Raw genomic sequence first — 24,864 nt, forward strand, 5'->3', positions numbered from 1 at the left:
GGCGGAGCCGCCACCCGGCAAAGATATCACCGCCGACGCTGCCAGACCCACAGCCCGGTAATCGCCAGCGCAAACAGTGCGCCAAACCCCACCCCGATTGCCACAACCGGCGCACCTGCTTTTACCGCCAGCGAGTAAATCCCCAGCATCAGCAGCATCGCCATGTTTTCGCCAAGGTTTTGCACCGCAATGGCGTTGCCAGCCCCGACGGTCTGCTTGCCGCGCTCCTGCAAAAGCGCGTTGAGCGGTACCACAAAGAAACCGCCTAATACGCCGATCAGTAACAACAGGGCATAGGCTGGCAATATGGCATGTTGCAGGGAAAAGAACAGAACGCCGACGCCGATCAGGATCCCTGCAGGCATGCAGCGCGCAACGGTTTCAAGCGTTACCAGTTTGGCCGCAGCCCCGGCCCCGACCACAATCCCGACGGCGACCATGGCATTCAGGTAGGTCGGCGTGGCGTTGTCTGTTATACCCAGCGCCACCGGCACCCACAGCACCAGCAGGAAACGCAGCGTAACGCCGGCCCCCCAGAACATGCTGGTGCCCATCAGCGAGAAGCGTGTTTCACCGTTACTCCACAGTACGCGGCAGGCGTTAAAGAAGCTGCCGGTCATTGGCCCAAAGCGCCAGGATTGTCCCGGACGCGCCACGGCCAGTTTGGGGATAAACAGGTTGGCGATCACCGCGCCACCGTACATCAGGGCACAGATGCCAAGCGCGGCGAGCACGTGCCAGTCTGCCAGCACGCCGCCCGCCACCGAACCCAGGAGAATAGCCGCAATGGTGGAGGACTCCATCAGGCCGTTGGCCTTCACCAGCTTATCGCCGGTGGTGAGCTCACCCAGAATGCCGTACTTCGCTGGGGAGTAAGCTGCCGCGCCAATGCCTACCAGCGTGTAGCCAACAAACGGGTTGATACCAAAGCAGATGCTTGCCGCGCCCAGAAGCTTAAGACTGTTGGCAAACATCATGACCCGACCTTTGGGGAAGCTGTCCGCCACCTGGCCAACAAACGGCGCAAATACAATGTAAGCACCCACAAACACCATCTGTAGGATCGGCTGGCTCCAGTCGGGATAAAACTCAGCTTTCAGCAACGCCAGCGTAGCAAACAGCAACGCGTTATCGCCGAACGCGGAAAGAAACTGGGCGGCGATAACCGCCATCATGCCTTTCGACCAGATTGAAGTGTTAGTGTGTACTGACTCACGCATTATGCTGTTCCGCCTCTTCAACCATGCCCTTCAGGGTCACAAAATCGGGTTTACCGCTGCCCAGCACCGGTAACTGTTTGAGGTAACGAATATCGCGGGGGACCGCCAGCTCGGGGATACCATGTTCGCGCGCATACCTGAGAAGCGCATCACGCTTCAGTTCACCGTCAGTAGTAAAGAGCACCAGCGCCTCGCCTTTACTGGCATCACTTTTCACCACGGTCGCATGCATTTTCTCCGCCGAGACTGCGGTCGCCAGCGTCTCGACCATTTCAAGAGAGACCATTTCCCCGGCGATCTTGGCGAAGCGTTTTGCACGTCCCTGGATCTGCACGAAGCCCTGATTGTCGAAGCGCACGATATCGCCCGTGTCGTACCAGCCCGTTTCAACCTCGCCATTGACGTTCTCGGCCGTCGGCGCCTCAAGCACGCCCGGGTTTTCCACACGCAGATAGCCGTTCATGACGTTCGGCCCTTTCAGCTGAAGACGTCCGCCGTCTTCAATACCCGGTACCGCCAGCAGACGCGCGTCCAGCCCCGGCAGAATGCGGCCAACCGTTCCCGGTTTCGCCGCCATCGGAACGTTGATGGAGACCACCGGCGCGCACTCCGTCACGCCATAGCCTTCCAGAATCCGCAGGCCAAACTTGTCCTGCCAGATCTGGCGCGTACTGTCCTGGAGTTTTTCCGCCCCCGCCACCACGTAGCGCACGCGGAAGAAATCATACGGGTTGGCGAAGCGCGCGTAGTTTCCGAGGAAGGTGGACGTCCCAAACAGCACCGTGCAGTTACGGTCATAAACCAGCTCCGGCACAATGCGGTAGTGCAGCGGGCTTGGGTAGAGGAACACCTCGGCACCGGTCAGCAGCGGCGTAAAGAGACCCACGGTCAAACCAAATGAGTGGAACAGCGGCAGCGCCGACATAAAGCGATCGTTGGCGGTAAAGTCAGCGATGGTTTTAATCTGTTCGACGTTTGCCAGAATGCTTTTGTGGCTATGAACCACACCTTTCGGGTTGCCTTCAGAGCCGGAGGTAAAGAGGATAATGGCATCATCCTCCGGCTGCTGCTTAACCTGCGCCAGACGCGGCATCAGCAGGTGCGCGAAAATCCACAGCTTGTCGGCGGTCGTGACGTCTGCTTTCAGATCTTCCAGGAACACCCAGCGCACCTGCGTCAGCTGTTCCGGCAGGTGCCACAGCTTGCCTTTGTCCAGGAACTGGCGGGAGGTAAAGATGGTGTTGATTTGTGCTGCGGTAATCGCGCTGGAGAGCCCTTTCACGCCCGCCGTGTAGTTCATCATCGCCGGAATGCGGCCCCGGGAGACGGCACCAAAGATCACCGCCGCGCTGATACCCGCGTTTGGCAGCATCAGGCCGATCTTTTCGCCCTGTTTGCTGTACTTTTCCAGGATACGCCCGACAAACAGCGTTTTGGTCAACAGCTTACGGTAGGTATCCGGCGTAAAGTTGATGTCTTCGATGCAGTTTTTCTTCGCACCGTAGCGATACTGCGCCGACAGCAACGATTCATACAGCGTTTCGCGCGGGCGAACGGCCATGCGCGCTTCCATCATAATCTGGTGCAGCATTTCCCCGGCGATTTTACGGCGGTCGCGCGCGCGCGGCGCCTCGGGCATCGGCAGTGACGTCGGCGGTAATATATGCAGCGTAATTTTCGGGAACAGACGCTGCTTCACCAGCCCTTTCAGACGGCTGAAAAAGGTCAGCTCAGCCCCGTCGATGCGTAGCGGCACGACGGTGGCCTGAGACTTCGCCGCGACAAAACCGGCGCCGTCGTAAATTTTCATCAGGGAGCCCGTCACTGAAATCCGCCCTTCCGGGAAGATAACCACCGGACGCCCCTGCCCAATCAGACGCACCAGATGTTTAATCATCATCGGTTTGGTAGGGTCGAGCGGGACAAAATCAATCAGCGGCCTGAGCCAGCGCATGTACCATTTTTCACTGATGGAGCTGTACACTGCGAAGACGGGCCGCACGGGCAAAAAAAGCGCCAGCAATACGCCATCAAGAAAAGAGACGTGATTCGGTGTGATAAGAACACGCTCGCCATAGAGTGCCTGCGTATCGCCAGTCACGCGAATGCGAAACATGACACGAAACAGTGTGCGGAAGAACCCAAAAAGCATTTCAACTCCCTTTGCCAGCCAGTGTGAAAGGTATAAATGGTGGCAGATTACACGAGAAGTAGTGAGGGAGCGATAGCAAAAACAGAGGCGAAAAAAAACCTGCGCATCCGCGCAGGTTGGTGCAAGTGAAGAGTACGAAAACGTACCAGGAATTCTCACCAATCAATACCTCTGGGATCTTGATTGTGGCCTCCGGCGACAGGCTTCGCCAGCAGGAAAACGCAAGGGAATGAGCCGAAGTGCAACCAGGTGTGAATAATCTCTTTTGCTGTTACAGGTTGAACTTACAGGCAAAAAAAAACCTGCGTAAAACGCAGGTTGGTGTAAATCGTGTTAATCAACCGAAGTTGATTCCACCTATCAATACCTCTGGGATCTCGACTCTAGCAATTCACAACGCATCGTTGCCAACGGACAATCGCAACAGCCTGAGGCAAAGTGTAACTAAAGGTTCAGATTGACATTATTCAGACATGACTGGCCGTGTAACGATTACACCGCGAGGGATGTTCTGCTTCACGTTTGCAGAGGACGCTCACCCGCTCCCCTTGAATGCGCGCCGCTTTTCCGCAACACTAGTTAGTGTGTAAACGCTTACCCCTATAAGAAGGTATTGAATGGCGACAATTAAGGATGTGGCTCGTCTGGCCGGTGTTTCCGTCGCGACCGTCTCCCGCGTGATCAACAACTCCCCTAAAGCGAGTGATGCATCACGCCAGGCCGTGCAGGACGCCATGGAAAACCTGAATTATCACCCTAACGCCAACGCACGCGCCCTTGCCCAACAGTCGACAGAAACCATCGGGCTGGTGGTCGGGGATGTATCCGATCCGTTTTTCGGTGCGATGGTCAAAGCCGTAGAACAAGTTTCTTATCACACCGGTAATTTCCTGCTGATTGGTAATGGCTACCACAATGAACAGAAAGAACGCCAGGCCATTGAGCAGCTGATCCGTCATCGCTGTGCGGCGCTGGTGGTCCATGCCAAAATGATCCCCGACGCCGAGCTGATCCATCTGATGAAACAGATGCCGGGGATGGTGATTATCAACCGTATTATTCCCGGATTTGAAACCCGCTGCGTGGCGCTCGACGACCGTTACGGCGCATGGCTCGCAACCCGTCACCTGATCCAGCAGGGCCATACCCGAATTGGTTATCTGTGCTCCAACCACCCAATTTCCGATGCGGAAGATCGCCTTCAGGGCTATTATGACGCGCTGCGCGAAGCCGGTCTGCCGTGCAACGATCGTCTTGTGGCGTACGGAGAACCGGATGAGAGTGGCGGCGAGCAGGCGATGACCGAGCTGCTGGGCCGCGGGCGGAATTTCACCGCCGTGGCCAGCTATAACGACTCCATGGCCGCCGGCGCGATGGGCGTGCTGAATGATAACGGAATCGACGTCCCGGCAGAAATTTCGCTGATTGGCTTTGATGATGTGCTGGTGTCGCGCTACGTGCGCCCTCGCCTGACCACCGTGCGCTACCCGATCGTGACCATGGCAACGCAGGCGGCAGAACTGGCGTTAGCGCTGGCCGAGCATCGCCCGCCACCGGAAATTACCCACCTGTTCAGCCCAACCTTAGTGCGCCGTCACTCGGTGGTATCGCCCGCGGAAGCCGTGAGCGAACAGCGATAGAGATGGACGGTTTTATCCGGGTATTCCAGCGCATCACCGATGTAGTGCCAGCCGTAACGTTCGTAGAAGTCGCGGCAGGCAGACCAGAGATGAAGCTCGTGATACCCGGCGCGTCGCGCGTAGCCGATAACATGCTGCTGAAGTTTTCCCGCCAGCCCGTTTCCCCGCGCGGCTTCATCGACATACAGCGCAGCCAGCCAGGGATGGAGATCCTGCCGGGAAATTAAATCGCAACGCCACAACCCAACGGTGCCCAGCAGCCGGTCTTCCTCAACAGCAATAAAGGTGAGCGGTAACTCGCCCGGCGTCAGGCTGTGCTCGACAATGCTCTGGAAAAAGGCACGCGGCATACCTTCACCAAACGCGTTCCAGATCCAGTCGATCACCTGCTGTGTAAACTGCGGCGCAGCGTGAAGCGGCAGTATATTCACACCAGCTTCCCCTGGAAAAGAGGGACCGATTCGAAGAGATAGCCGTCAAAATCGGGCGCGTCTTCGTCTGACAGCTCGAGCAGGCTCTTTTTGACGTTTTCAAGATGCTGGAACATCGCCTGCCACGCCCCCATCACGTCGCGGCGGCGGAGCGCAGCGAGAATGGTTTGCCTGTCTCCGAGCCACTTCAGGCGCCAGGCGCGGCTGGCGATATGGCCATTGAACTGCTGCCACAGCGGACTGCTGTCCATGTGATGCCAGACGCTCTCAACCGTCGCCAGCAGCATCTGGTTTTGTGTGGCCCCAGCCAGCACCAGGTGGAACATTTTGTTGTTGTCCTGGCTGCGATCGTCGACGGCAATCGCCCGTTGCTCTTGCTCGATAATGCGGCGCAGGTTGTCGATGTCCGCCCGTGTCGCCATTTTTGCGGCAAAGGCAGCGATGTTGCTTTCAAGCAGTTGACGCGCCTGGAGAATTTCAAACGGCCCAACGTCACTGTTCAGAAAACGCTCTTCCTCGTTTTCATGCTCTTCCGGAATGCGCATCACGTACACGCCTGACCCCTGGCGAATATCCACCGTTCCCTGAAGCTCAAGCATCAGCAGCGCCTCGCGCACGATAGTGCGGCTGACGCCATACGTCTCGGCGATGTTGCGCTCCGGCGGCAGACGCGATCCCACGGGATAATGCCCCTGGATAATCTGCGCCCGTAAATCCTCGCCAATCTCCTGGTACTGTTTTTTTTCCGGCAGGATGACAGCCTTATCCACGTTTTCACCTGTGTTTTTCAATTAATGCGCGGGCCGGACGTCCTCCCGGCCAGTTTGTGCGCTATTTTACCAGAAGGCTTACTTCCATTCATCGTCTACCCTGAGCGTCAGCACACGCTCATCGCGCAGCTGGCGGAACCAGGACGCTGATTTCTTTGCCCGCCGTGCGCGTTGATTTTCAAGGTCGATCTCAATCAGCCCGTAGCGGTTTTTAAACGCGTTCATCGGGGAGACATTGTCGGTGAAGGCCCACAGCATATAACCGTGACAGTTCGCCCCCGTCTCCCGCGCCAGCAGCGTGTAGTAGAGATGTTCGCTGATAAACGCGATGCGGTACGTGTCGTCAATGACGCCGTCACGATTGCGATACTGCGCTTCGTTCTCCACGCCCATCCCGCTTTCCGCCACAAACCAGTCAATGTTGCGATAGTCGTTTTTAATCCGCATCGCCATGTCGTAAATAATGCGCGGAAAGATCTCCCAGCCGCGGGAGGTGTTCATTCGCCGTCCGGGCAGCTCAAACGGCTCGTAGTAGTACGCCGGATGGAACGGCGTCTCCGGGTGCCAGGCGCGGGACGGGGCTTTGACGCGATGCGGGTAATAGAGGTTAATGCCCAGCTCATCGACGGTGTTGTCGGCAATCAGCGCCAGCTCGTCAGCCGTGTAGTCCCACTGCACCTGATGCTGCGCCAGCAGGGTAAAGAGCGCCTGCGGATAGCGCCCGTGCACCAGCGGGTCGAGAAAGACGCGGTTGTAGAACAGATCGTACATCTCTGCCGCTCGCACGTCATGCGGCGAGCGGGAGCGCGGATAGGTCACTTCCGGGTTAAGAATACAGCCCACCGTGCCGTCATACCCTTTCTCGCGAAACAGCTTCACCACTTTCGCCGTCGCCAGCACCTTATGGTGGTTCCACTGCATCCAGGTGCTGGTGCTCTGCTCATAGGGCCAGCGCAGCGCGTCAAGGTAGACGCGCGTCTGGACCACAATCGGTTCGTTGAAGGTAAACCAGCGGGTGACTTTGCCGTGAAAGCGCTCAAATACCTTTTCCGCATAGCGAACGAACAGCTCGACGACGTGCTTTGACGCCCAACCGCCGTAGGTCTCCAGCAGCACGCCCGGCAATTCGTAGTGTTCCAGGCAGATCATCGGCTCAATGCCCTGACGGTGCATTTCATCGAACAGCGCGTCGTAATACGCGGCGTACTCTTCATCTACCGTCGCATTTTCATAGTCGGTTAAAAAGCGCGACCAGTTGATCGAAGTGCGATAGTGCGTCAGTCCCGCCTGCTTCATCAGCGCTACATCTTCGCGGAAGCGATTGATAAAGTCGGTTGCCACCGCCGGACCATAGCCGTTGTGCCAGACGTGACGATCGTTCATGTACCAGAGATCGATCCACGAATCCTGCCCCGACTTTTTGCCGCTCCAGCCCTCGGTCTGCCAGGCCGATGCCGCCGCGCCCAGAATAAAATCTTGCGGTATGGCTATCTGTTTTGTGCTCATCGTATCCTCATGCGTTATCGGTGGCTTGTTGCAGTGCGGCCTGCTCTGCGCGGCGTGAAGCAATTTTCACAAACGGCAGATAGATAATCACCGCGGTCACGATGCAGATAAACTGGGTGATGACCGCCCCCATGGAGCCCGCCGTTGACAGCCAGGCGTTGATCAGCGGCGGCGTGGTCCAGGGCACCATTACCACGGCTTTCCCGGCAAATCCGGTCACGGTGGCAAAGTAGCCAATCGAGCCCGTCACCAGCGGCGTGATGATGAAGGGGATAGCCAGGATCGGGTTGAGCATGATTGGCATACCGAAGATCACCGGCTCATTGATATTAAAAATACCCGGCCCGATGGAGAGCTTGGCTATCTCCTTCATCTCTTTACGTTTGGTGGCAATCATGACGGCTATCAGCAGGCCGATGGTCAGGCCGGAGCCGCCGATGCTCATATAGACGTCCCAGAACGGCATGGTGATGATGTTTGGCACCTCTTTGCCCTGCTCGAACGCGCTCATGTTAACGGTGATTGCCCCCAGCAGCAGCGGCTCGCGGATCGGCTTGATCATCTGGTTGCCGTGAATACCAATCACCCAGAACAGCTGGGCGACAAACATCAGCAGCAGGATCCCCGGCAGGCTTTGCACCACGCGCTCCAGCGGCTGTTGCACCACCTGATAAACCGCGTCGTAGAGATACATGCCGGTAACCTGATGAAACACGAAGCCAAAGGTGGCGATGGCGGTGGTGGTGATAATGGCCGGGATCAGCGCAGAGAACGACGCGGCAACGTTCGGCGGCACCGTGTCCGGCATCCTGATTTTCAGCCCCTTGCGGTTTTCCAGCCAGCAGTAGATCTCCACCGACAGGATGGCGATAAACATACCGAGGAACAGGCTGCGGGTATCTGAGAACTGGCGCAGCAGCACATCTTTCACCACGTGCATCTCACCGTCCACCAGCATTTCCACCGTAGTCGGCGTCACGCAGATAAAGCAGATCACCGCCAGCAGGCCGGGGAACAGGGACTTAATGCCGTTAATACGCCCCAGCTCAATGCCGATTAAAAACACCGCGCCGATGTTGAGAAAGTTCAGCGTGGCGTAGTTGAGCGCGCTGGTGATCGGCTTTAAGGCCGCGAGAAACGACAGCGACTGAAAGCTCGCCAGACCGTTTTTCGGATCCAGCACCATATTGGAGATCAATACCGAGAACGCCCCCACTATGATGACTGGCATTAAGGTAATAAACGCAGACTTGATCGCCTGGATATAGCGATAGCTGTTGAAGGTAGTGGCAAAACTGCCCAGAGCGTCGATCAGTTTTTCCTGAAATGCCATAGGGTAATACCTCAGTAAAAGGGCTTTTATTGAATAAGGTGTACAGCCGGATACTATTGGTATGCCAAAAATAGCGTCCACAGGCGATTTGTTCTGTGATTAAGCTCCCAACGCCGTTAGAGGTATTCCAGATTATGATTTATCACCATTTTGGTATACCAATGGCAGGCATTTATTCCGCGGGCGATGATCGTTACTGAAAAGCGTGATCGTTATGGGGTTTTGTCCTTCCCACGTCGCTTATGCGCCGGATGGTCTGTGTTAAACTGCAAACCATTACGTGGAAACAGGAATTTCGAATGGCAACAATGCTGGATGTCTCACTGCGTGCGGGCGTGTCGAAGGCCACCGTTTCGCGCGTGCTGAACGGCACAGGTCAGGTTAAAGAGAGCACGCGCCAGCAGGTATTTCGCGCGATGGAGGAGCTGGGCTATCGTCCGAACTTTCTCGCGCGCTCGCTGGCTAACCAGACCAGCAACAGCATCGGTCTGGTCGTCTCGACGTTCGACGGTTTTTACTTTGGTCGTTTGCTACAGCAGGCGTCACGGCAGACCGAAACGCACGGTAAACAGCTGATTGTTACCGACGGTCACGATGCCCCTGAACAGGAAGAACTGGCGGTGCAGATGCTCGCCGACCGCAAGTGCGACGCCATCGTGCTGTACACGCGTTACATGAGCGAAAAGACGATCCTGAAGCTGATCAACAGCGTGCAGACGCCGCTGGTGATCATTAACCGCGAAGTGAGCCAGGCGGCGGATCGCTGCGTCTTCTTTGAACAGCAGGACGCAGCCTTCAAAGCGGTGGATTACCTGATAAGCCAGGGCCATCGGGAGATCGCCTGTATCACCGTCCCGATCCACACCCCAACGGGTAAAGCGCGGCTGATGGGCTACCGTAAGGCGCTGGAGAAGCACGGTATTCGTCTTGACGAGCGGCGGATTAAATACGGCGATGCAGGCATGACGCGGGGTTACGAGCTGTGCAAGGAGCTGATTGCGGAAAAGACATCGTTCAGCGCCCTGTTTGCCTGTAACGATGACATGGCCCTGGGCGCCTCCAAAGCATTACACCAGGCCGGGCTGAAGATCCCGCAGGATATTTCGCTGTTTGGTTTTGACGATGCCCCCAGCGCAAAGTGGCTGGAGCCTGCCCTGTCGTCGGTGTATTTGCCGATCGACAACATGATCGTCACGGCGATCGACCAGGCGATCCGGCTGGCAAAAAACCAGCCGGTTGAAGCGATCCCACCGTTCACCGGCACGCTGGTATTACGCGATTCCGTGACAACAGGCCCCTGGTTTAATCAGACCAGCTCTAACGCCAGCAGCTCCTGAATGGTCTGGCGACGGCGAATCAGCCGCGCCACGCCGTTATCAAACAGCACTTCCGGCAGCAGCGGACGGCTATTGTAGTTCGAAGACATAGACGCCCCGTACGCACCGGTATCATGCAGCACCAGATAATCTCCCGGTTTTACCTCTGGCAGCGAACGGGTTTCGACTTTCCCGCCTTCCTGCTGAGTAAAGACGTCACCGGATTCACACAGCGGGCCGGCAACAACGGTCTCGATGCGCGGGGCGTTGACCAGATCGCGGCCATCGGCGGCAAGCGCGGTGATGTGATGATAGCTGCCGTACATGGACGGGCGCATCAGGTCGTTGAAGCCAGCATCAATCAGCACAAAGTGACGGCTTCCCATCTCCTTCACGCTCCGCACCTGCGCCACCAGCACGCCAGCTTCGGCGACCAGGAAACGACCCGGCTCAATCTCCAGCTTCACCGCATGGCCCAGATGAGCGGCGATGCTGTCACGCGCGGCGCTCCACAGGCCGTAATAGTGATCCGTGTCGATCGCCTCTTCCCCTTCGCGGTAAGGGATCGAAAGCCCTCCCCCGGCGGAGATCGCCTCCAGATCCTGACCAAAATCGATAACCTGACGCACCATCGCGCCACAGACCTGCTCAAGATGGCCATAATCCACGCCGGATCCGATATGCATGTGAATACCCACCAGCTTAAGGTTGTAACGTTGTAAAACCTCCAGCGCCGCAGGCATATCGGCATACCAAATCCCGTGCTTGCTGTTTTCGCCCCCGGTGTTGGTTTTCTGACTGTGACCGTGACCAAAGCCTGGATTGATGCGCAGCCAGACGCGATGGCCCGGGGAAACCTGCCCAAGCTGTTCCAGCATATCCACCGAACCGGCATTCACCGGGATTTGCAGCTCGTGCACGCGCGCCAGCGTGGCGTCGTCTATCAGGTCAGCGGTGAAGACGATCGCGTCGCTATCGGCCTTTGGATCAAACCCGGCCGCCAGCGCACGTTCGATTTCACCCAGCGATACGGAGTCAACCTTCACGCCCTGCTCGCGCATCAGGCGCAGAATATGAATATTGGAGCAGGCCTTCTGCGCAAAACGCACCACGTCAAACTGATGCAGCGCGGCGATTTTCTCGCGAACAATCTGCGCATCGTAGACCCACACCGGACAGCCGAATTCGGCAGGCAGGCGCAGCAGGTTATCGGCGTTTAAATCGGTTTCGGTCTGGTTGAGCGGGCGTGGCATGGTCGTCTCCGGTATTCTGTTTTTTATCATTACGCCACAGCCTGAAGAGAATAAAAAATATCGTTTTATCGTGAGTCTATGCAAAAATGATATGGACCACGCTCAGCCATCAGGTGCCCTATGCCCGCCGTTAACCTACGCCATATCGAGATTTTTCATGCGGTGATGACCACCGGCAATCTCACTGAAGCCGCGCAGATGCTGCACACCTCGCAGCCGACGGTCAGCCGCGAGCTGGCGCGTTTTGAGAAAGTGCTGGGGCTGAAGTTGTTTGAACGCACCCGCGGCAGGCTGCATCCAACGGTGCAGGGTTTACGCCTGTTTGAGGAGGTTCAGCGCTCCTGGTACGGGCTGGACAGGATCGTGAGCGCGGCAGAGAGCCTGAGGGAGTTCCGCCAGGGTGAGTTGTCCATCGTCTGCCTGCCGGTCTTTTCCCAGTCATTCCTGCCGGTACTGTTACAGCCGTTTCTGGCCCGCTATCCGGAGGTCAGCCTGACCATCGTGCCGCAGGAGTCGCCGCTGCTGGAGGAGTGGCTTTCGGCCCAGCGCCACGATCTGGGTCTGACCGAAACCCTCGTCACGCCAGCGGGAACGGAACGCACGGAGCTGCTCTCGCTGGATGAGGTCTGCGTGCTGCCTGCCAGCCACCCGCTTGCTTTCAAAGCAGTTCTGACCCCGGCAGATTTTCACGGTGAGAACTATATCAGCCTGTCGCAGACCGACAGCTACCGGCAGCTTCTGGATGGCCTGTTTGCCGAACATCAGGTGAAGCGGCGGATGGTGATGGAAACGCACAGTGCGGCATCAATTTGCGCGATGGTGCGCGCGGGCGTGGGTATTTCGGTGGTGAACCCGCTCACGGCTATGGACTACGCCAGCAGCGGCGTGGTTCTGCGCCGTTTTAGCGTTTCCGTTCCCTTTACCGTAAGCCTGATCCGCCCGCTGCACCGGCCCGCCTCAGCGCTGGTTGATGCCTTTAGTGAACACCTGATTGCGCACGCGCGTCAGGTGGCGCTTCGCTTACCTGACCTGCAAAAACCTTTATGACAGCATAAACTCCACCGCATCCGCGGCATGGATGGCGGCGGTATCAAAGACCGGTATCGGGCTTTGGTCTGCCGGCACCAGCAGGCCAATTTCGGTACAGCCGAAGATGACTCCTTCCGCCCCCTGCTGCGCCAGTTTCTCAATCACGCTGACGTACCAGGCGCGCGAAGCTTCGCTGAAGGTGCCGAGGCACAGTTCATCAAAAATAATCTGGTTAATGCGCGCCCGGTCTGCCTCCTCCGGGATCAGGCTTTCAATCCCGAACTGGCTACTCAGCCGCCCGCGGTAAAAATCCTGCTCCATGGTGTAGCGCGTCCCCAGCAGCGCCACGCGCGTCATGCCGGCGGCACGTATGGCACGCCCGGTGGCATCCGCGATATGTAAGAACGGCAGCGAACAGCGGTCTTCAATATGCGACGCCACCTTATGCATGGTGTTGGTACACAGCAGAATACCCTGCGCGCCCGCACGCTCCAGGCCAAGTGAGGCGTCTGCCAGCATTTGCCCGGCTTTGTCCCACTCCCCGCTCGACTGGCAGGCTTCTATTTCATGGAAATCCACGCTGTGCAGCAGCAGGCTGGCCGAATGCAGACCGCCCAGACGCTGTTTGACGCCTTCATTAATCAGGCGGTAGTACGGGATCGTTGATTCCCAGCTCATGCCCCCTAACAGACCGATCGTTTTCATCTTTCCTCCTGTACGTTTCACCCAGTGAAGCAAACTTGTGATCGCCTTTCCAGTTATTTGGCTAAACGTTTTCTTTTCGCTGCGGCTGAGATAAGTTAAATGAAACAATGTTTCATTACATAACAGGGCGAAAATATGTTTATTTTCCATAAAGAGACCACGCTTGAGGATTTGGGCAACGGCGTGACGCGTCGTATTCTGGCGCACGACGGCAGGATGATGGCAGTGGAAGTGAATTTCGAGCAAGGTGCGATTGGCCCGCTGCATAACCACCCGCATGAGCAGCTCACCTACGTTCTCTCGGGGGAATTTGAGTTCACCATTGGCGAGGAAAAGCATGTGGTAACGGCGGGCGACACTCTCTATAAAAAGCCGCACGTGATGCACGGCTGCGTTTGCCTCAAACCCGGCACCTTGCTGGATACCTTTACGCCGGTACGCGAGGATTTCCTGAAATAAAAAAAGGCGCTCATCAGAGCGCCTTTTTTCATGTTATTCCGTAACCGGCTCAGGAAGTTGTTCCGGCAGCGGGTTGCGGGAGCGCATTGCTTCGCGCAGCAGCACGCTGCCACAGGCGAACAGCCCACCCAGAATACCCGCCAGCAGCACGATCAGTGCTTTGCCCGGGCCATCTTTTTTCACCGGCATAGAAGGAGAGAGCTGGTATTTGAACGGCTCCAGGCTCACGTCTTCGAAGGAGAGTTTTTGCAGCTGCGCCAGATAGTATTCGCGGTTCTGGAAATCGGCGTTCAGCTCAGAAACATCCTTCAGATTTTTTTCAATCTGCAATTTCTGCGCAATCCCGTCCGCGCCGAGCGCGACGGAGTAATCCGGATCGTCTTTCACCGCCTGTCCGTTACTGTAAACCGGCTTTTTGATCCCTGCCGCGTTCGCCACTTCCAGCGAGTAGTTAAGGCGTTGCAGGTTGGTATTGTGGATATTGGTCAGTCGAACCCGATCCATATCCAGCTGCTGCTGAACCGTTTTGGTTCTCAGGATCAGCTGATCGCGGATGTTTTGCATGGTCTCCTGCTCGACGATGCGGGAAATGTACTGAATGTAACCATTCAACACTTTCTGCGCGTCCTCTGCCGTTGGGGCAGTGAAGCTTAACGTCCAGGAGAGATACGGTGCTTTATCAGCATTTTTTTCCTGGGTGTTATCAATAGCCTTCATCTTTTCGGCGATATTGACCACCGCGCGGTGCAGCTCCAGCGGGTCAACCTCGGCGCCATCGAGCTGAGCCATCACGTAAGGAGAGCTCTTCATGTACTCTTCAAGCAGGGACTGAGACTGAAACTTTTTGATAAACAGATTAAATACATCCGCACGGGTAACTTTAACGTCCACATCAAGCACCTGCAGCGTCACCATCATCTGGCGCAGCGAACTCCACTGCGTCTGTTCCGCTGGCGTAATGACCGCTTTACTGGTCCATTTTTGCGGTATCAGGAAGGCGATTGCCAGGCCGACCAGTGCAAATGCAAACACAATGGTAATGATGCGTTTTTTTGCTGCCAGCAGGACGTCCAGCAGACCCAGGAGATCTATTTCTTTAGCGCTCACCGCCGGGGGAGCATAGTGAGGAAAGTTGAGATCCGTATGTTGTTTGAAATCCATTGCTGACATAACTGTTCTTCTTTTAAGGATGCAGTGAAATTCTGCCTGACTGGTTCCGGTTTGAGAAATCATACAAGAATGTAAGAATTATCTGAATGCCGAATTGGTACATCTGTAGACCTGCTATCAGATCTGGTAGTTAGCCACGCTGCGTGACTATTGTTTTTCCCGTTTCCACTTGTGCTTCGTCTCGCCTCCTCGCAGTCCCGACGAACGTCCGTGAAAGTCAAAAATGCCACCTCCCTCACTATATTGAAACAGCGTTTCGACGCTGATCACATTTCCATCATTAAGCGAATGACGCAGAAATAAATCGCAATAATATAAAATAAAACGATGTTTTAGTATCCAAGAACGGCGGTTCAGCTCTTTTGAAACCCAACGCATTTAGCGCAAAGAGGAAGGCAAAAAAGCGTTAATAAACAATTTTATATTTAGCCGACGCCAGATATTGCACCCTAAAATTCAGCTCTCATGCCGCGCGATGCTGGCCTGGGAAGATGTAACAAAGCAGATTCCGTTTTAAACCATTGATCGCCAGGTAGGTATGTATGAATGAAAACAAGCTGCTGGGGCTCGCATGGATATCACCCTACATCATCGGGTTGATACTCTTTACGGCATTCCCCTTCGTCTCATCATTTTTCCTCAGCTTTACGGATTACGATTTGATGAGTCCGCCGGTGTTTAACGGCATCGAAAACTATCGCTACATGTTTACCGAAGACACGCTCTTCTGGAAATCCATGGGCGTGACCTTTGCATACGTATTTTTAACCATTCCGTTAAAGCTCGCCTTCGCATTAGGGATTGCCTTTGTCCTGAACTTTAAATTACGCGGCATCGGATTTTTCCGTACTGCCTACTATATTCCGTCGATCCTCGGCAGTTCCGTCGCCATTGCCGTATTGTGGCGCGCCTTATTTGCCATCGATGGCCTGCTGAACAGCTTTATCGGCGTATTTGGTTTTGACCCGGTGAACTGGCTGGGTGAACCGTCACTGGCGCTAATGTCCGTTACCCTGCTGCGCGTCTGGCAGTTCGGTTCCGCGATGGTCATCTTCCTGGCCGCGCTGCAAAACGTACCGCAGTCCCAGTATGAAGCGGCGATGATCGATGGCGCATCGAAATGGCAGATGTTCATGAAGGTGACCGTGCCGCTGATTACGCCGGTGATCTTCTTCAACTTCATCATGCAGACCACGCAGGCGTTCCAGGAATTTACCGGGCCGTACGTGATCACCGGCGGCGGGCCGACCTATTCGACCTACCTGTTCTCGCTCTACATCTACGACACCGCGTTTAAGTATTTCGATATGGGTTATGGCGCGGCGCTGGCGTGGATCCTGTTCCTGGTGGTGGCCGTCTTCGCCGGTATCGCCTTTAAGTCGTCGAAATACTGGGTGTTCTACTCCGCCGATAAAGGAGGCAAAAATGGCTGATATTCAACAACTCTCCACGGCAAGAAGCATCGCCGAACGCGAAGTAGCCCGCACGCTGCGCAGAGAGAAAATCAATGCCACCGTTCGCTATGCGATCCTGCTGTTTGTCGGCCTGCTGATGCTTTACCCGCTGGTGTGGATGTTCTCCGCGTCGTTCAAACCGAACCACGAGATCTTCACCACCCTGAGCCTGTGGCCTGCACATGCCACCTGGGACGGCTTCATCAACGGCTGGAAAACCGGCACCGAGTACAACTTCGGCCACTACATGCTGAACACCTTTAAGTATGTGATCCCGAAAGTGATCCTGACCATTATCTCCTCCACCATCGTGGCGTATGGCTTTGCCCGCTTCGAGATCCCGTGGAAGAAGTTCTGGTTCGCCACGCTCATTACCACCATGCTGCTACCCAGCACCGTGCTGCTGATCCCGCAGTACCTGATGTTCCGTGAGATGGGCATGCTGAACAGCTATATGCCGCTGTACCTGCCGCTGGCCTTCGCCACCCAGGGGTTCTTCGTCTTCATGCTGATCCAGTTCCTGCGCGGCGTCCCGCGTGACATGGAAGAGGCGGCGCAGATTGACGGCTGTAACTCCCTTCAGGTGCTGTGGTACGTGGTTGTGCCGATCCTTAAACCGGCCATTATCTCCGTCGCCCTGTTCCAGTTCATGTGGTCCATGAACGACTTTATCGGGCCGCTGATTTATGTCTACAGCGTGGATAAATACCCGATTGCACTGGCGCTGAAAATGTCCATCGACGTCACCGAAGGGGCGCCGTGGAACGAAATTCTGGCAATGGCGAGCATCTCCATTCTGCCATCCATCATTGTCTTCTTCCTGGCACAGCGCTACTTCGTACAGGGCGTCACCAGCAGCGGAATTAAAGGTTAAGAGGGAAATACCATGGCTGAAGTTATTTTCAACAAGCTGGAAAAGGTCTACTCCAACGGTTTTAAAGCGGTACACGCTATCGATCTTAAAATCGCCGAAGGGGAATTTATGGTGATCGTCGGACCATCCGGCTGCGCCAAATCCACTACTCTGCGCATGCTGGCGGGACTGGAAACCATCAGCGGCGGCGAGGTGCGTATCGGCGACAAGATCGTGAACAACCTCGCGCCGAAAGAGCGCGGGATTGCGATGGTGTTCCAGAACTACGCCCTATATCCACACATGACGGTGCGCGAGAATCTGGCCTTTGGCCTCAAGTTGAGCAAGCTGCCGAAAGATCAGATTGAGTCCCAGGTGAATGAAGCCGCCAAAATTCTTGAGCTTGAAGAGCTGCTCGACCGCCTGCCGCGCCAGCTTTCCGGCGGCCAGGCGCAGCGCGTGGCGGTAGGCCGTGCGATTGTGAAAAAACCGGATGTGTTCCTGTTCGATGAGCCGCTTTCAAACCTCGACGCCAAACTGCGCGCCTCGATGCGTATCCGTATTTCCGACCTGCATAAGCAGCTGAAGAAATCCGGAAAACCGGCCACCACCGTTTACGTGACCCACGACCAGACCGAAGCGATGACCATGGGCGACCGCATCTGCGTGATGAAGCTCGGCCATATCATGCAGGTGGATACGCCGGACAATCTCTACCACAAGCCGAAGAACATGTTCGTGGCGGGCTTTATCGGCGCGCCGGAGATGAATATACGCAAAAGCGTGCTGGTCGAAAAAGCGGGACAGCTGCACATCGCCATTGGTGATGAAAGCATGCCGCTGAACGCGGAGAAGCAGGAGAAAGTCGCCGCTTACGCGGGTCAGGAGATCTTCTTCGGCGTGCGTCCGGAATTTGTGTCGCTCTCTGATGAGCCCTTCCCGAACGGCGGCTGTAGCGGGGAGATGGTGCGCGTTGAGAACATGGGCCACGAATTCTTTGTGTACCTGAAGGTCGCGGACTACGAACTGACCGCCAGAATCCCGTCCGATGAAGCTAAACCAATGATTGATAAGGGACTTCATCGTAAGGTGTATTTCACGTTTGATATGAATAAGTGTCATATTTTTGACGCAAAAACTGAACAGAACCTCTCTCTCTGATGGAGTGATAAAAATGAAAAAAGTGCTTTTAAGCGCAGCTATCTCCGCGACCCTGGGCCTTACCGCTTTGCCATCGATGGCGCAGAATGTGGATTTACGGATGTCCTGGTGGGGCGGCAACGGCCGTCACCAGGTCACCCTGAAAGCGCTGGAGGAGTTCCATAAGCAGAACCCGGACATCAACGTGAAAGCGGAATACACCGGCTGGGACGGTCACCTCTCCCGTCTGACCACCCAGATTGCGGGTGGAACCGAGCCAGACGTAATGCAGACGAACTGGAACTGGCTGCCGATCTTCTCCAAAACCGGTGACGGCTTCTACGATCTGAACAAGTTGAAGGAGGTGATCGACCTGTCGCAGTTCGATCCCAAAGAGCTGCAAACCACCACCGTGGATGGCAAGCTGAACGGCATTCCGATCTCGGTGACGGCGCGGGTGTTCTACTTCAATGACGAAACCTGGAAAAAAGCGGGTATTGCGTACCCGAAAACCTGGGACGAGCTGATGGCGGCCGGTAAAACCTTCGAGAGCAAGCTCGGTAAGCAATACTACCCGGTGATCCTGGAGCACCAGGATACGCTGGCGCTGCTGAATTCGTACATGATCCAGAAGTACAACACTCCTGCGGTGGATGAGAAAACCAAAAAGTTCAGCTACACAAAGGAACAGTGGGTGGAGTTCTTCCAGACCTACAAAAAGCTGATCGACAGCCACGTCATGCCGGACACCAAATACTATGCCTCGTTTGGTAAGAGCAACATGTATGAGATGAAGCCGTGGATCCAGGGAGAATGGGGCGGCACCTATATGTGGAACTCCACCATCAACAAATATTCCGACAACCTGAAGCCACCGGCGAAACTGGAGCTGGGCAGCTACCCAATGCTGCCGGGCGCCACCGACGCGGGCCTGTTCTTCAAACCGGCGCAAATGCTGTCGATTGGTAAGTCGACCAAAAACCCGGAAGCGGCGGCGAAGCTGATTAATTTCCTGCTCAACAGCAAAGAAGGGGTCGATACGCTGGGCCTTGAGCGTGGCGTACCGCTGAGCAAAGTAGCGGTGCAGTATCTGACTGAAGACGGCACCATTAAAGAGGACGATCCTTCCGTGGCAGGCCTGCGTCTGGCGCAGTCGCTGCCGGCGAAACTCACCGTCTCGCCATACTTTGACGACCCACAGATTGTGGCGCAGTTCGGTACTTCTTTGCAGTATATCGACTACGGCCAGAAAACCGTGGAAGAGACGGCCGCTGACTTCCAGCGTCAGGCGGAGCGTATTTTGAGACGTGCGATGCGGTAAACACTAAGCCGTTTACCGGGCCTACACGGTATCGTAGGCCCGGTAAGCGAAGCGCCACCGGGCAATTACATTACACGCCGATATTACGTAGTTTCTCCCCTCTCATCAGCTTGCGTTCAATATGCTCCAGGGTCACGCCCTTGGTTTCGGGGATCAGCCAGAAGGTCACACCGATAAACGCCACGTTCAGCACCGTATAGAGCCAGAAGGTGCCTGCCGCGCCAATCGCATCCAGCAGCGTCAGGAAGGTCGCGCCAATGATCATGTTCGACACCCAGTTGGTGGTGGTGGAACAGGTGATACCAAAGTCGCGGCATTTCAGCGGCTGTATTTCAGAGCACAGGATCCACACCACCGGCGCGGCGCTCATCGCGTAACCGGCGATACACATCATGGTCATGCCCACGGAGAGCCAGGAGAGGCCGCTTGACGCCGTGCCGTTATCGAACTGCATCAGGCAGTAGCCAAGGATTAAGGTGCCGAGCGCCATCACGCTAAAGCCAATTTTCAGGGCGGGTTTACGTCCGGCCTTATCAACGGTGAACACCGCGATAAAGGTGGCGAACATAAAGGTCAGCCCCACCACCAGCGTAGCGATCATCTGCTGTTCGGTGGTGGTAAAACCGGCCATTTTAAAAATGCGCGGGGCGTAATACATAATGATGTTCATCCCCGTAAACTGCTGCATCGCCTGTAACAGCATGCCGAGGAACACCGCGCGGCGCACGTTGCGGTTCGCCTTAAACAGGGACCAGCCGCCCTGCTTCAGCTTCAGGCTTTCGCGGATTTCGTTCAGCTCTTCACGCGCTTTTTCAGACGTGTCGCGCAACATGCGCAGCACCTCTTCCGCCTCCACGTGACGCCCTTTTTGCGCCAGCCAGCGCGGGCTGTTCGGCAGGAAAATGACTAACACAATCAGCACCAGCGCAGGCAGCGCCAGCACGCCAAGCATTGCCCGCCAGTTGCCGCTGTAGCTGAAGTACGTATCCGACAGAAACGCCAGCACGATACCGAGCGTCACCATCAGCTGATACATACTGATCATCTTCCCTCGCACGTTCTCACTTGCCATTTCAGAGAGATAAAGCGGCGCGGTGTAGGACGCGATACCCACCGCTACGCCAAGCAGCACGCGTGAAAGCAGCAGCACTTCTATGTTTGTCGCAAACGCGGAGCCGATGGAGCCTGCGACGAACAGGATCGCCCCAACCATCAGGCTGTATTTGCGCCCGAGACGGAACGACAGCCAGCCGTTAAACAACGCGCCGATGGCCGCGCCCAGCATCATGCTGCTTACCACCCACTCTTGCAGGCGGTTGCTTAACGTAAAGTGGTCGGTAATAAAGGGCAGTGCGCCAGCGATAACGCCGATATCCAGACCAAACAGTAGACCGGCTACGGCGGCCGCAACAGAAACAAACTGGTTCATGCGTCGGGTATCGCGCAGCGCAGCGGGCATAAGGGTAGAGTCATTTATAGATGTCATAGTTTCCTGCCTCAACAGCGAAATTCGTTAAGTGAAATTACGAGATACCGGAAGAAAGTGTCAGGTCGGAACTGGTGAAGATATGGATTATTTCGCTACGACATACCGTTCTGTGATGGACATTACAATTTCAAATCAGGGTGGTTTAACCTTATTTTTTATTAATTAGTTAATATTTAAGCAATAAATGTGTGATACCCGTCATTTATTCCTTTTTAGTATGGATTTTTCATCTTTAAGGATATGGATAAAGCCAATTTTGGCGCAAAAAAAACCTCCACCCGAGGGCAGAGGTTCTTTATTAAGGCTGAATTAACGTGCCAGCCAGCCGCCGTCAACGGCGACGGTATAGCCGTTAATGTAATCCGAAGCCGGAGAAGCCAGGAACACAACCGGGCCCATCAGATCGCTCGGCAGACCCCAGCGACCCGCTGGAATACGTTCCAGAATTGCCGCGCTGCGCTCTTCATCAGCACGCAGCTGCTGGGTATTGTTGGTAGCCATGTAGCCCGGCGCAATCGCGTTGACGTTGATATTGTGCTGCGCCCACTCGTTCGCCAGCAGACGGGTCACGCCCATCACGGCGCTCTTCGATGCGGTGTAAGACGGTACGCGGATGCCGCCCTGGAAAGAGAGCATGGAGGCAATATTGATGATCTTGCCGCCTTTCCCCTGCGCGATGAAGTGCTTCGCAGCCGCCTGGGACATAAAGAACACGCTCTTGATGTTCAGGTTCATCACGTCGTCCCAGTCCGTTTCGCTGAAGTTAATCGCATCTTCACGGCGAATCAGGCCCGCATTGTTGACCAGAATATCGATATGCCCGAACTCCGCCACCGCGCGATCCAGCAGTTCAGGGATCGCATCGATTTTGCGCAGGTCCGCGGTCAGGCTCAGGAAACGACGGCCCAGCGCGGTGACGCGCTCGATGGTTTCCGTTGGCTCTACGATGTTAATCCCGACGATATCACAGCCCGCTTCCGCCAGACCTAACGCCATACCCTGCCCCAGCCCGGTGTCACACCCGGAAACCACAGCCACTTTACCCTGCAGAGAAAATGCATCCAGAATCATGTTTGTTCCTTAATCGTTCAGCGCCTGTCACCAACAGGCAGATGTGTGCTTAACTGCCTGCGACTAGCGCAGATCCTTAACAGCGACGTGGTCCATGTCATCGAAGACCTGGTTTTCACCGACCATACCCCAGATAAAGGTATAAGCTTTCGTTCCCACGCCAGAGTGGATGGACCAGCTTGGCGAAATGACCGCCTGCTCGTTGTGCATCACGATATGGCGAGTTTCCTGCGGCTGTCCCATCATGTGGAACACGCAGGCATCTTCATCCATGTTGAAGTAGAAATAGACTTCCATGCGGCGCTCGTGGGTATGGCACGGCATGGTGTTCCACAGGTTGCCCGGCGCAAGCTCGGTCAGCCCCATGCTGAGCTGGCAAGTTTCCAGCACATCCGGTACGAAGTATTTATTGATGGTGCGGCGGTTGCTGGTGAGGTTGTCACCAAGGGTCACCGGGGCAACGTCCGCTGGCGTGACTTTTTTGGTTGGGTAAGTCGTATGAGCCGGGGCGCAGTTGTAGTAGAACTTCGCCGGTTTGCTGCCATCGATGCTGGCGAACACCACTTCTTTCGCGCCTTTGCCGACGTACAGCGCGTCACGGTGACCAATTTCGTAGCACTGGCCATCGACGGTTATGGTGCCCGGCCCGCCAATGTTAATCACGCCCAGTTCACGGCGTTCGAGGAAGTAGCTCACGCCCAGCTGTTTGCCCACTTCACCGCCCACGGAGACGGTTTTCGCCACCGGCATAATCCCGCCCACAATAATGCGGTCAATATGGCTGTAGACCATGGTGTACTTGTCGGCTTCGAACACTTGCTCAACTAAAAACTCACTGCGCAGCCCCTGAGTATCCAGCGTTTTTGCGTGCGCACTGTGGATGCTTTGTCTGACGTCCACGTAAACCTCCAGAATTGATCGTGCCCGAAGGCAAAGATGAATAACGAAACAATGTTCCGTTTTCGTGATGAACACATATTATCGCCTGTACATGGGGTTTTCAATTACATTTAAAACAACGTTTCATTTTTTCTGTATGTTTATGCCAGAAATGGGGTTTCGATCACGATAAATCTTTAAGCCCCTCAATCTGGCTAAAGAAACTGAGAATTTGCGCTGTCAGTCACACACAATGAAACGATGTTTTGATAATTTAACACCTAGTTTTCAACCTATATTACGCGTTCAAAGGAGTGCATTATGGCTAAAGGTATGCGGGTCAAGCTGAACTACGAGGTCAGCCGCGATCCGGATACAGGCGTGGAAGTTACCCGCCTGACCCCACCGGAAGTAACCTGTCATCGCAACTACTTTTACCAGAAGTGCTTCTTTAACGATGGCAGCCACCTGCTGTTCGCCGGGGAGTTCGACGGTCACTGGAACTATTACCTGCTGGATCTGAAAAACGCCGAAGCGGTGCAGCTGACCGAAGGCGCGGGCGATAACACCTTTGGCGGGTTCCTCTCTCCGGACGATCAATCCCTCTACTATGTGAAAAACGATCGCACCCTGCTTGAGGTGGATTTACAGACGCTGGCAGAGCGCGAAGTGTACCGTGTCCCGGAAGAGTGGGTTGGCTACGGCACCTGGGTCGCGAACAGCGACTGCACCAAACTGGTAGGTATTGAGATTGCCAGACGTGACTGGACGCCACTCAACGACTGGAAAATTTTCCACGACTTCTTCCACAAAGGGCCGCACTGCCGCCTGCTGCGCGTTGATCTAAAAACGGGTGAAAGCACCACCATCCATGACGAGAAGATCTGGCTGGGACATCCGATTTATCGCCCGTTCGATGACAATACCGTGGCCTTCTGTCATGAAGGGCCACACGACCTGGTTGACGCCCGCATGTGGCTGGTCAACGAAGATGGCAGCAACGTGCGGAAAGTGAAAACGCACGCGGAAGGGGAAAGCTGCACGCATGAATTTTGGGTGCCGGACGGGTCCGCGCTGATCTACGTCTCTTACCTGAAAGGTCAGCAAGGGCGCACCATCTCCCGCTTCAATCCGGACACCGGTGTGAATGAAGCGGTAATGAACATGCCCGCCTGTTCGCACCTGATGAGCAACGTCGACGGCACCATGCTGGTTGGCGACGGTTCCGGCACGCCTGTTGATGTGAAAGACACCGGCGGCTACACCATTGATAACGATCCTTATCTGTATGCCTTTGACGTGGCGAAGAAAGCCTATTACCGCATTGCCCGTCATGACACTTCCTGGGCTACGGTGGCGAACAGCCGCCAGGTAACCCACCCGCATCCGTCCTTCACGCCGGACGAAAAAGCGGTGCTGTACAGTTCCGATAAAGACGGCAAACCAGCCCTCTATATCGCGAAACTCCCCGAGCAACCTGAAATGTTGCATGCCTGAATGAGTTAGTGTTTCTGTAACTGGCCTTGCCCTCCGATTCGGAGGGCTTTTTTTTTGGGTGATTGCGGCGCTTTTTGCCGGGTGGCGCTAACGCTTACCCGGCCTACGAAACGACTGATTGGAGAGAAAGTGTAGGCCGGGTAAGCGCAGGGCCACCCGGCATACGAAACGACGGA

General features: G+C 55.6%; 21 protein-coding genes. 9 read left to right on the top strand and 12 right to left on the bottom strand.

Annotated features, from left to right (window positions below; translation table 11 throughout):
• Nucleotides 1–26: 26 nt before the first annotated feature.
• Together lplT and aas are read right to left on the bottom strand one after the other, a co-directional pair.
• On the bottom strand, nt 27–1,220 hold the full coding sequence (gene lplT, locus IPZ49_RS00475; RefSeq protein ID WP_063146489.1) for a lysophospholipid transporter LplT: 1,194 nt from the start codon (nt 1,218–1,220) through the stop codon (nt 27–29).
• Nucleotides 1,213–3,372: a bifunctional acyl-ACP--phospholipid O-acyltransferase/long-chain-fatty-acid--ACP ligase gene (gene aas / locus IPZ49_RS00480; RefSeq protein ID WP_063146490.1), complete on the bottom strand. Its 2,160-nt coding sequence runs from the start codon at nt 3,370–3,372 to the stop codon at nt 1,213–1,215. Before aas ends, lplT begins: the two co-directional genes overlap by 8 nt.
• 617 nt (nt 3,373–3,989) lie before the next feature.
• Here aas and galR point away from each other — a divergent pair.
• Nucleotides 3,990–5,012, top strand: a complete 1,023-nt coding sequence (gene galR, locus IPZ49_RS00485; RefSeq protein WP_003862806.1) for an HTH-type transcriptional regulator GalR — start codon at nt 3,990–3,992, stop codon at nt 5,010–5,012.
• Here galR and IPZ49_RS00490 read toward each other — a convergent pair.
• From IPZ49_RS00490 to IPZ49_RS00505, 4 genes are all read right to left on the bottom strand, one after another.
• Nucleotides 4,967–5,443 (bottom strand): GNAT family N-acetyltransferase, encoded by a 477-nt coding sequence (locus IPZ49_RS00490; protein WP_032626051.1) that lies wholly within the window; start codon nt 5,441–5,443, stop codon nt 4,967–4,969. The genes galR and IPZ49_RS00490 overlap by 46 nt on opposite strands.
• Entirely contained in the window at nt 5,440–6,213 is a 774-nt protein-coding gene (locus IPZ49_RS00495) for a GntR family transcriptional regulator (protein WP_022649243.1), read from the bottom strand. The genes IPZ49_RS00490 and IPZ49_RS00495 overlap by 4 nt, the downstream gene beginning before the upstream one ends.
• Nucleotides 6,214–6,291: 78 nt before the next feature.
• Nucleotides 6,292–7,719, bottom strand: coding sequence for a glycoside hydrolase family 1 protein (locus IPZ49_RS00500; RefSeq protein ID WP_063146491.1), 1,428 nt, complete (start codon nt 7,717–7,719; stop codon nt 6,292–6,294).
• Nucleotides 7,720–7,726: 7 nt separating this feature from the next.
• Nucleotides 7,727–9,052 carry a PTS sugar transporter subunit IIC gene (locus IPZ49_RS00505; RefSeq protein WP_006811828.1) on the bottom strand — a complete coding sequence of 442 codons (1,326 nt, stop codon included), beginning with the start codon at nt 9,050–9,052 and terminating at the stop codon, nt 7,727–7,729.
• A 299-nt stretch (nt 9,053–9,351) separates the two neighbouring features.
• On the opposite strand from IPZ49_RS00505, the gene IPZ49_RS00510 reads away from it, so the two are divergent.
• Complete coding sequence (locus IPZ49_RS00510) at nt 9,352–10,389, top strand: LacI family DNA-binding transcriptional regulator (RefSeq protein WP_023298518.1); 1,038 nt, start codon at nt 9,352–9,354, stop codon at nt 10,387–10,389.
• On the opposite strand, the gene lysA is transcribed toward IPZ49_RS00510, so the two are convergent.
• Nucleotides 10,359–11,621 (bottom strand): diaminopimelate decarboxylase, encoded by a 1,263-nt coding sequence (gene lysA / locus IPZ49_RS00515; protein WP_017692727.1) that lies wholly within the window; start codon nt 11,619–11,621, stop codon nt 10,359–10,361. The genes IPZ49_RS00510 and lysA overlap by 31 nt on opposite strands.
• A gap of 120 nt (nt 11,622–11,741) precedes the next feature.
• On the opposite strand from lysA, the gene IPZ49_RS00520 reads away from it, so the two are divergent.
• Entirely contained in the window at nt 11,742–12,668 is a 927-nt protein-coding gene (locus tag IPZ49_RS00520) for a LysR family transcriptional regulator (protein WP_022649247.1), read from the top strand.
• On the opposite strand, the gene IPZ49_RS00525 is transcribed toward IPZ49_RS00520, so the two are convergent.
• A complete protein-coding gene (locus tag IPZ49_RS00525; RefSeq protein ID WP_022649248.1) occupies nt 12,663–13,355 on the bottom strand; it encodes an aspartate/glutamate racemase in 693 nt (230 codons plus the stop codon). The two genes, IPZ49_RS00520 and IPZ49_RS00525, sit on opposite strands and share 6 nt — an antisense overlap.
• Nucleotides 13,356–13,490: 135 nt before the next feature.
• Between IPZ49_RS00525 and IPZ49_RS00530 the strand changes: the two genes are divergently transcribed.
• On the top strand, nt 13,491–13,814 hold the full coding sequence (locus IPZ49_RS00530) for a cupin domain-containing protein (RefSeq protein ID WP_022649249.1): 324 nt from the start codon (nt 13,491–13,493) through the stop codon (nt 13,812–13,814).
• Between the two features lie 33 nt (nt 13,815–13,847).
• Here the strand turns inward: IPZ49_RS00530 and wzz(fepE) are convergent, their stop codons facing one another.
• Nucleotides 13,848–14,984: an LPS O-antigen length regulator Wzz(fepE) gene (wzz(fepE), locus tag IPZ49_RS00535; protein WP_063146492.1), complete on the bottom strand. Its 1,137-nt coding sequence runs from the start codon at nt 14,982–14,984 to the stop codon at nt 13,848–13,850.
• 542 nt (nt 14,985–15,526) lie between these two features.
• Here wzz(fepE) and IPZ49_RS00540 point away from each other — a divergent pair.
• From IPZ49_RS00540 to IPZ49_RS00555, 4 genes are read left to right on the top strand one after another with little or no spacing between them, the layout of a single operon-like run.
• Nucleotides 15,527–16,417: a carbohydrate ABC transporter permease gene (locus tag IPZ49_RS00540; RefSeq protein WP_003862825.1), complete on the top strand. Its 891-nt coding sequence runs from the start codon at nt 15,527–15,529 to the stop codon at nt 16,415–16,417.
• Entirely contained in the window at nt 16,410–17,312 is a 903-nt protein-coding gene (locus tag IPZ49_RS00545; protein ID WP_022649251.1) for a carbohydrate ABC transporter permease, read from the top strand. Before IPZ49_RS00540 ends, IPZ49_RS00545 begins: the two co-directional genes overlap by 8 nt.
• A 12-nt stretch (nt 17,313–17,324) precedes the next feature.
• The gene (locus IPZ49_RS00550; RefSeq protein ID WP_023306863.1) at nt 17,325–18,452 is read left to right on the top strand and encodes an ABC transporter ATP-binding protein; all 1,128 of its coding nucleotides are present in this window, start codon (nt 17,325–17,327) and stop codon (nt 18,450–18,452) included.
• Nucleotides 18,453–18,465: 13 nt separating this feature from the next.
• Nucleotides 18,466–19,752: an ABC transporter substrate-binding protein gene (locus IPZ49_RS00555; protein WP_063146493.1), complete on the top strand. Its 1,287-nt coding sequence runs from the start codon at nt 18,466–18,468 to the stop codon at nt 19,750–19,752.
• Nucleotides 19,753–19,822: 70 nt separating this feature from the next.
• Here the strand turns inward: IPZ49_RS00555 and IPZ49_RS00560 are convergent, their stop codons facing one another.
• The 3 genes from IPZ49_RS00560 to kduI all read right to left on the bottom strand — a co-directional run bounded on the left by IPZ49_RS00560 (nt 19,823) and on the right by kduI (nt 23,212).
• Nucleotides 19,823–21,238 (bottom strand): sugar porter family MFS transporter, encoded by a 1,416-nt coding sequence (locus IPZ49_RS00560; RefSeq protein WP_022649253.1) that lies wholly within the window; start codon nt 21,236–21,238, stop codon nt 19,823–19,825.
• A 312-nt stretch (nt 21,239–21,550) separates the two neighbouring features.
• On the bottom strand, nt 21,551–22,312 hold the full coding sequence (gene kduD, locus IPZ49_RS00565; RefSeq protein ID WP_003862835.1) for a 2-dehydro-3-deoxy-D-gluconate 5-dehydrogenase KduD: 762 nt from the start codon (nt 22,310–22,312) through the stop codon (nt 21,551–21,553).
• A gap of 63 nt (nt 22,313–22,375) precedes the next feature.
• Nucleotides 22,376–23,212, bottom strand: coding sequence for a 5-dehydro-4-deoxy-D-glucuronate isomerase (gene kduI, locus IPZ49_RS00570; protein ID WP_017382863.1), 837 nt, complete (start codon nt 23,210–23,212; stop codon nt 22,376–22,378).
• A gap of 300 nt (nt 23,213–23,512) precedes the next feature.
• Between kduI and IPZ49_RS00575 the strand changes: the two genes are divergently transcribed.
• Entirely contained in the window at nt 23,513–24,688 is a 1,176-nt protein-coding gene (locus tag IPZ49_RS00575; RefSeq protein ID WP_023298524.1) for an oligogalacturonate lyase family protein, read from the top strand.
• Nucleotides 24,689–24,864 lie beyond the last annotated feature (176 nt).

The sequence above is a fragment of the Enterobacter cloacae complex sp. S2 genome, from assembly GCF_015159675.1.
GTDB classification, from domain to species: domain Bacteria; phylum Pseudomonadota; class Gammaproteobacteria; order Enterobacterales; family Enterobacteriaceae; genus Enterobacter; species Enterobacter intestinihominis.

Excerpts from the sequence above, each read along its gene's own strand:
- lplT (WP_063146489.1), bottom strand. The coding sequence starts at position 1,220 with ATGCGTGAGTCAGTACACACTAACACTTCAATCTGGTCGAAAGGCATG.
- aas (WP_063146490.1), bottom strand. The coding sequence starts at position 3,372 with ATGCTTTTTGGGTTCTTCCGCACACTGTTTCGTGTCATGTTTCGCATT.
- galR (WP_003862806.1), top strand. The coding sequence starts at position 3,990 with ATGGCGACAATTAAGGATGTGGCTCGTCTGGCCGGTGTTTCCGTCGCG.
- IPZ49_RS00500 (WP_063146491.1), bottom strand. The coding sequence starts at position 7,719 with ATGAGCACAAAACAGATAGCCATACCGCAAGATTTTATTCTGGGCGCG.
- IPZ49_RS00505 (WP_006811828.1), bottom strand. The coding sequence starts at position 9,052 with ATGGCATTTCAGGAAAAACTGATCGACGCTCTGGGCAGTTTTGCCACT.
- IPZ49_RS00510 (WP_023298518.1), top strand. The coding sequence starts at position 9,352 with ATGGCAACAATGCTGGATGTCTCACTGCGTGCGGGCGTGTCGAAGGCC.
- lysA (WP_017692727.1), bottom strand. The coding sequence starts at position 11,621 with ATGCCACGCCCGCTCAACCAGACCGAAACCGATTTAAACGCCGATAAC.
- IPZ49_RS00520 (WP_022649247.1), top strand. The coding sequence starts at position 11,742 with ATGCCCGCCGTTAACCTACGCCATATCGAGATTTTTCATGCGGTGATG.
- IPZ49_RS00525 (WP_022649248.1), bottom strand. The coding sequence starts at position 13,355 with ATGAAAACGATCGGTCTGTTAGGGGGCATGAGCTGGGAATCAACGATC.
- IPZ49_RS00530 (WP_022649249.1), top strand. The coding sequence starts at position 13,491 with ATGTTTATTTTCCATAAAGAGACCACGCTTGAGGATTTGGGCAACGGC.
- IPZ49_RS00540 (WP_003862825.1), top strand. The coding sequence starts at position 15,527 with ATGAATGAAAACAAGCTGCTGGGGCTCGCATGGATATCACCCTACATC.
- IPZ49_RS00545 (WP_022649251.1), top strand. The coding sequence starts at position 16,410 with ATGGCTGATATTCAACAACTCTCCACGGCAAGAAGCATCGCCGAACGC.
- IPZ49_RS00550 (WP_023306863.1), top strand. The coding sequence starts at position 17,325 with ATGGCTGAAGTTATTTTCAACAAGCTGGAAAAGGTCTACTCCAACGGT.
- IPZ49_RS00555 (WP_063146493.1), top strand. The coding sequence starts at position 18,466 with ATGAAAAAAGTGCTTTTAAGCGCAGCTATCTCCGCGACCCTGGGCCTT.
- IPZ49_RS00560 (WP_022649253.1), bottom strand. The coding sequence starts at position 21,238 with ATGACATCTATAAATGACTCTACCCTTATGCCCGCTGCGCTGCGCGAT.
- kduD (WP_003862835.1), bottom strand. The coding sequence starts at position 22,312 with ATGATTCTGGATGCATTTTCTCTGCAGGGTAAAGTGGCTGTGGTTTCC.
- IPZ49_RS00575 (WP_023298524.1), top strand. The coding sequence starts at position 23,513 with ATGGCTAAAGGTATGCGGGTCAAGCTGAACTACGAGGTCAGCCGCGAT.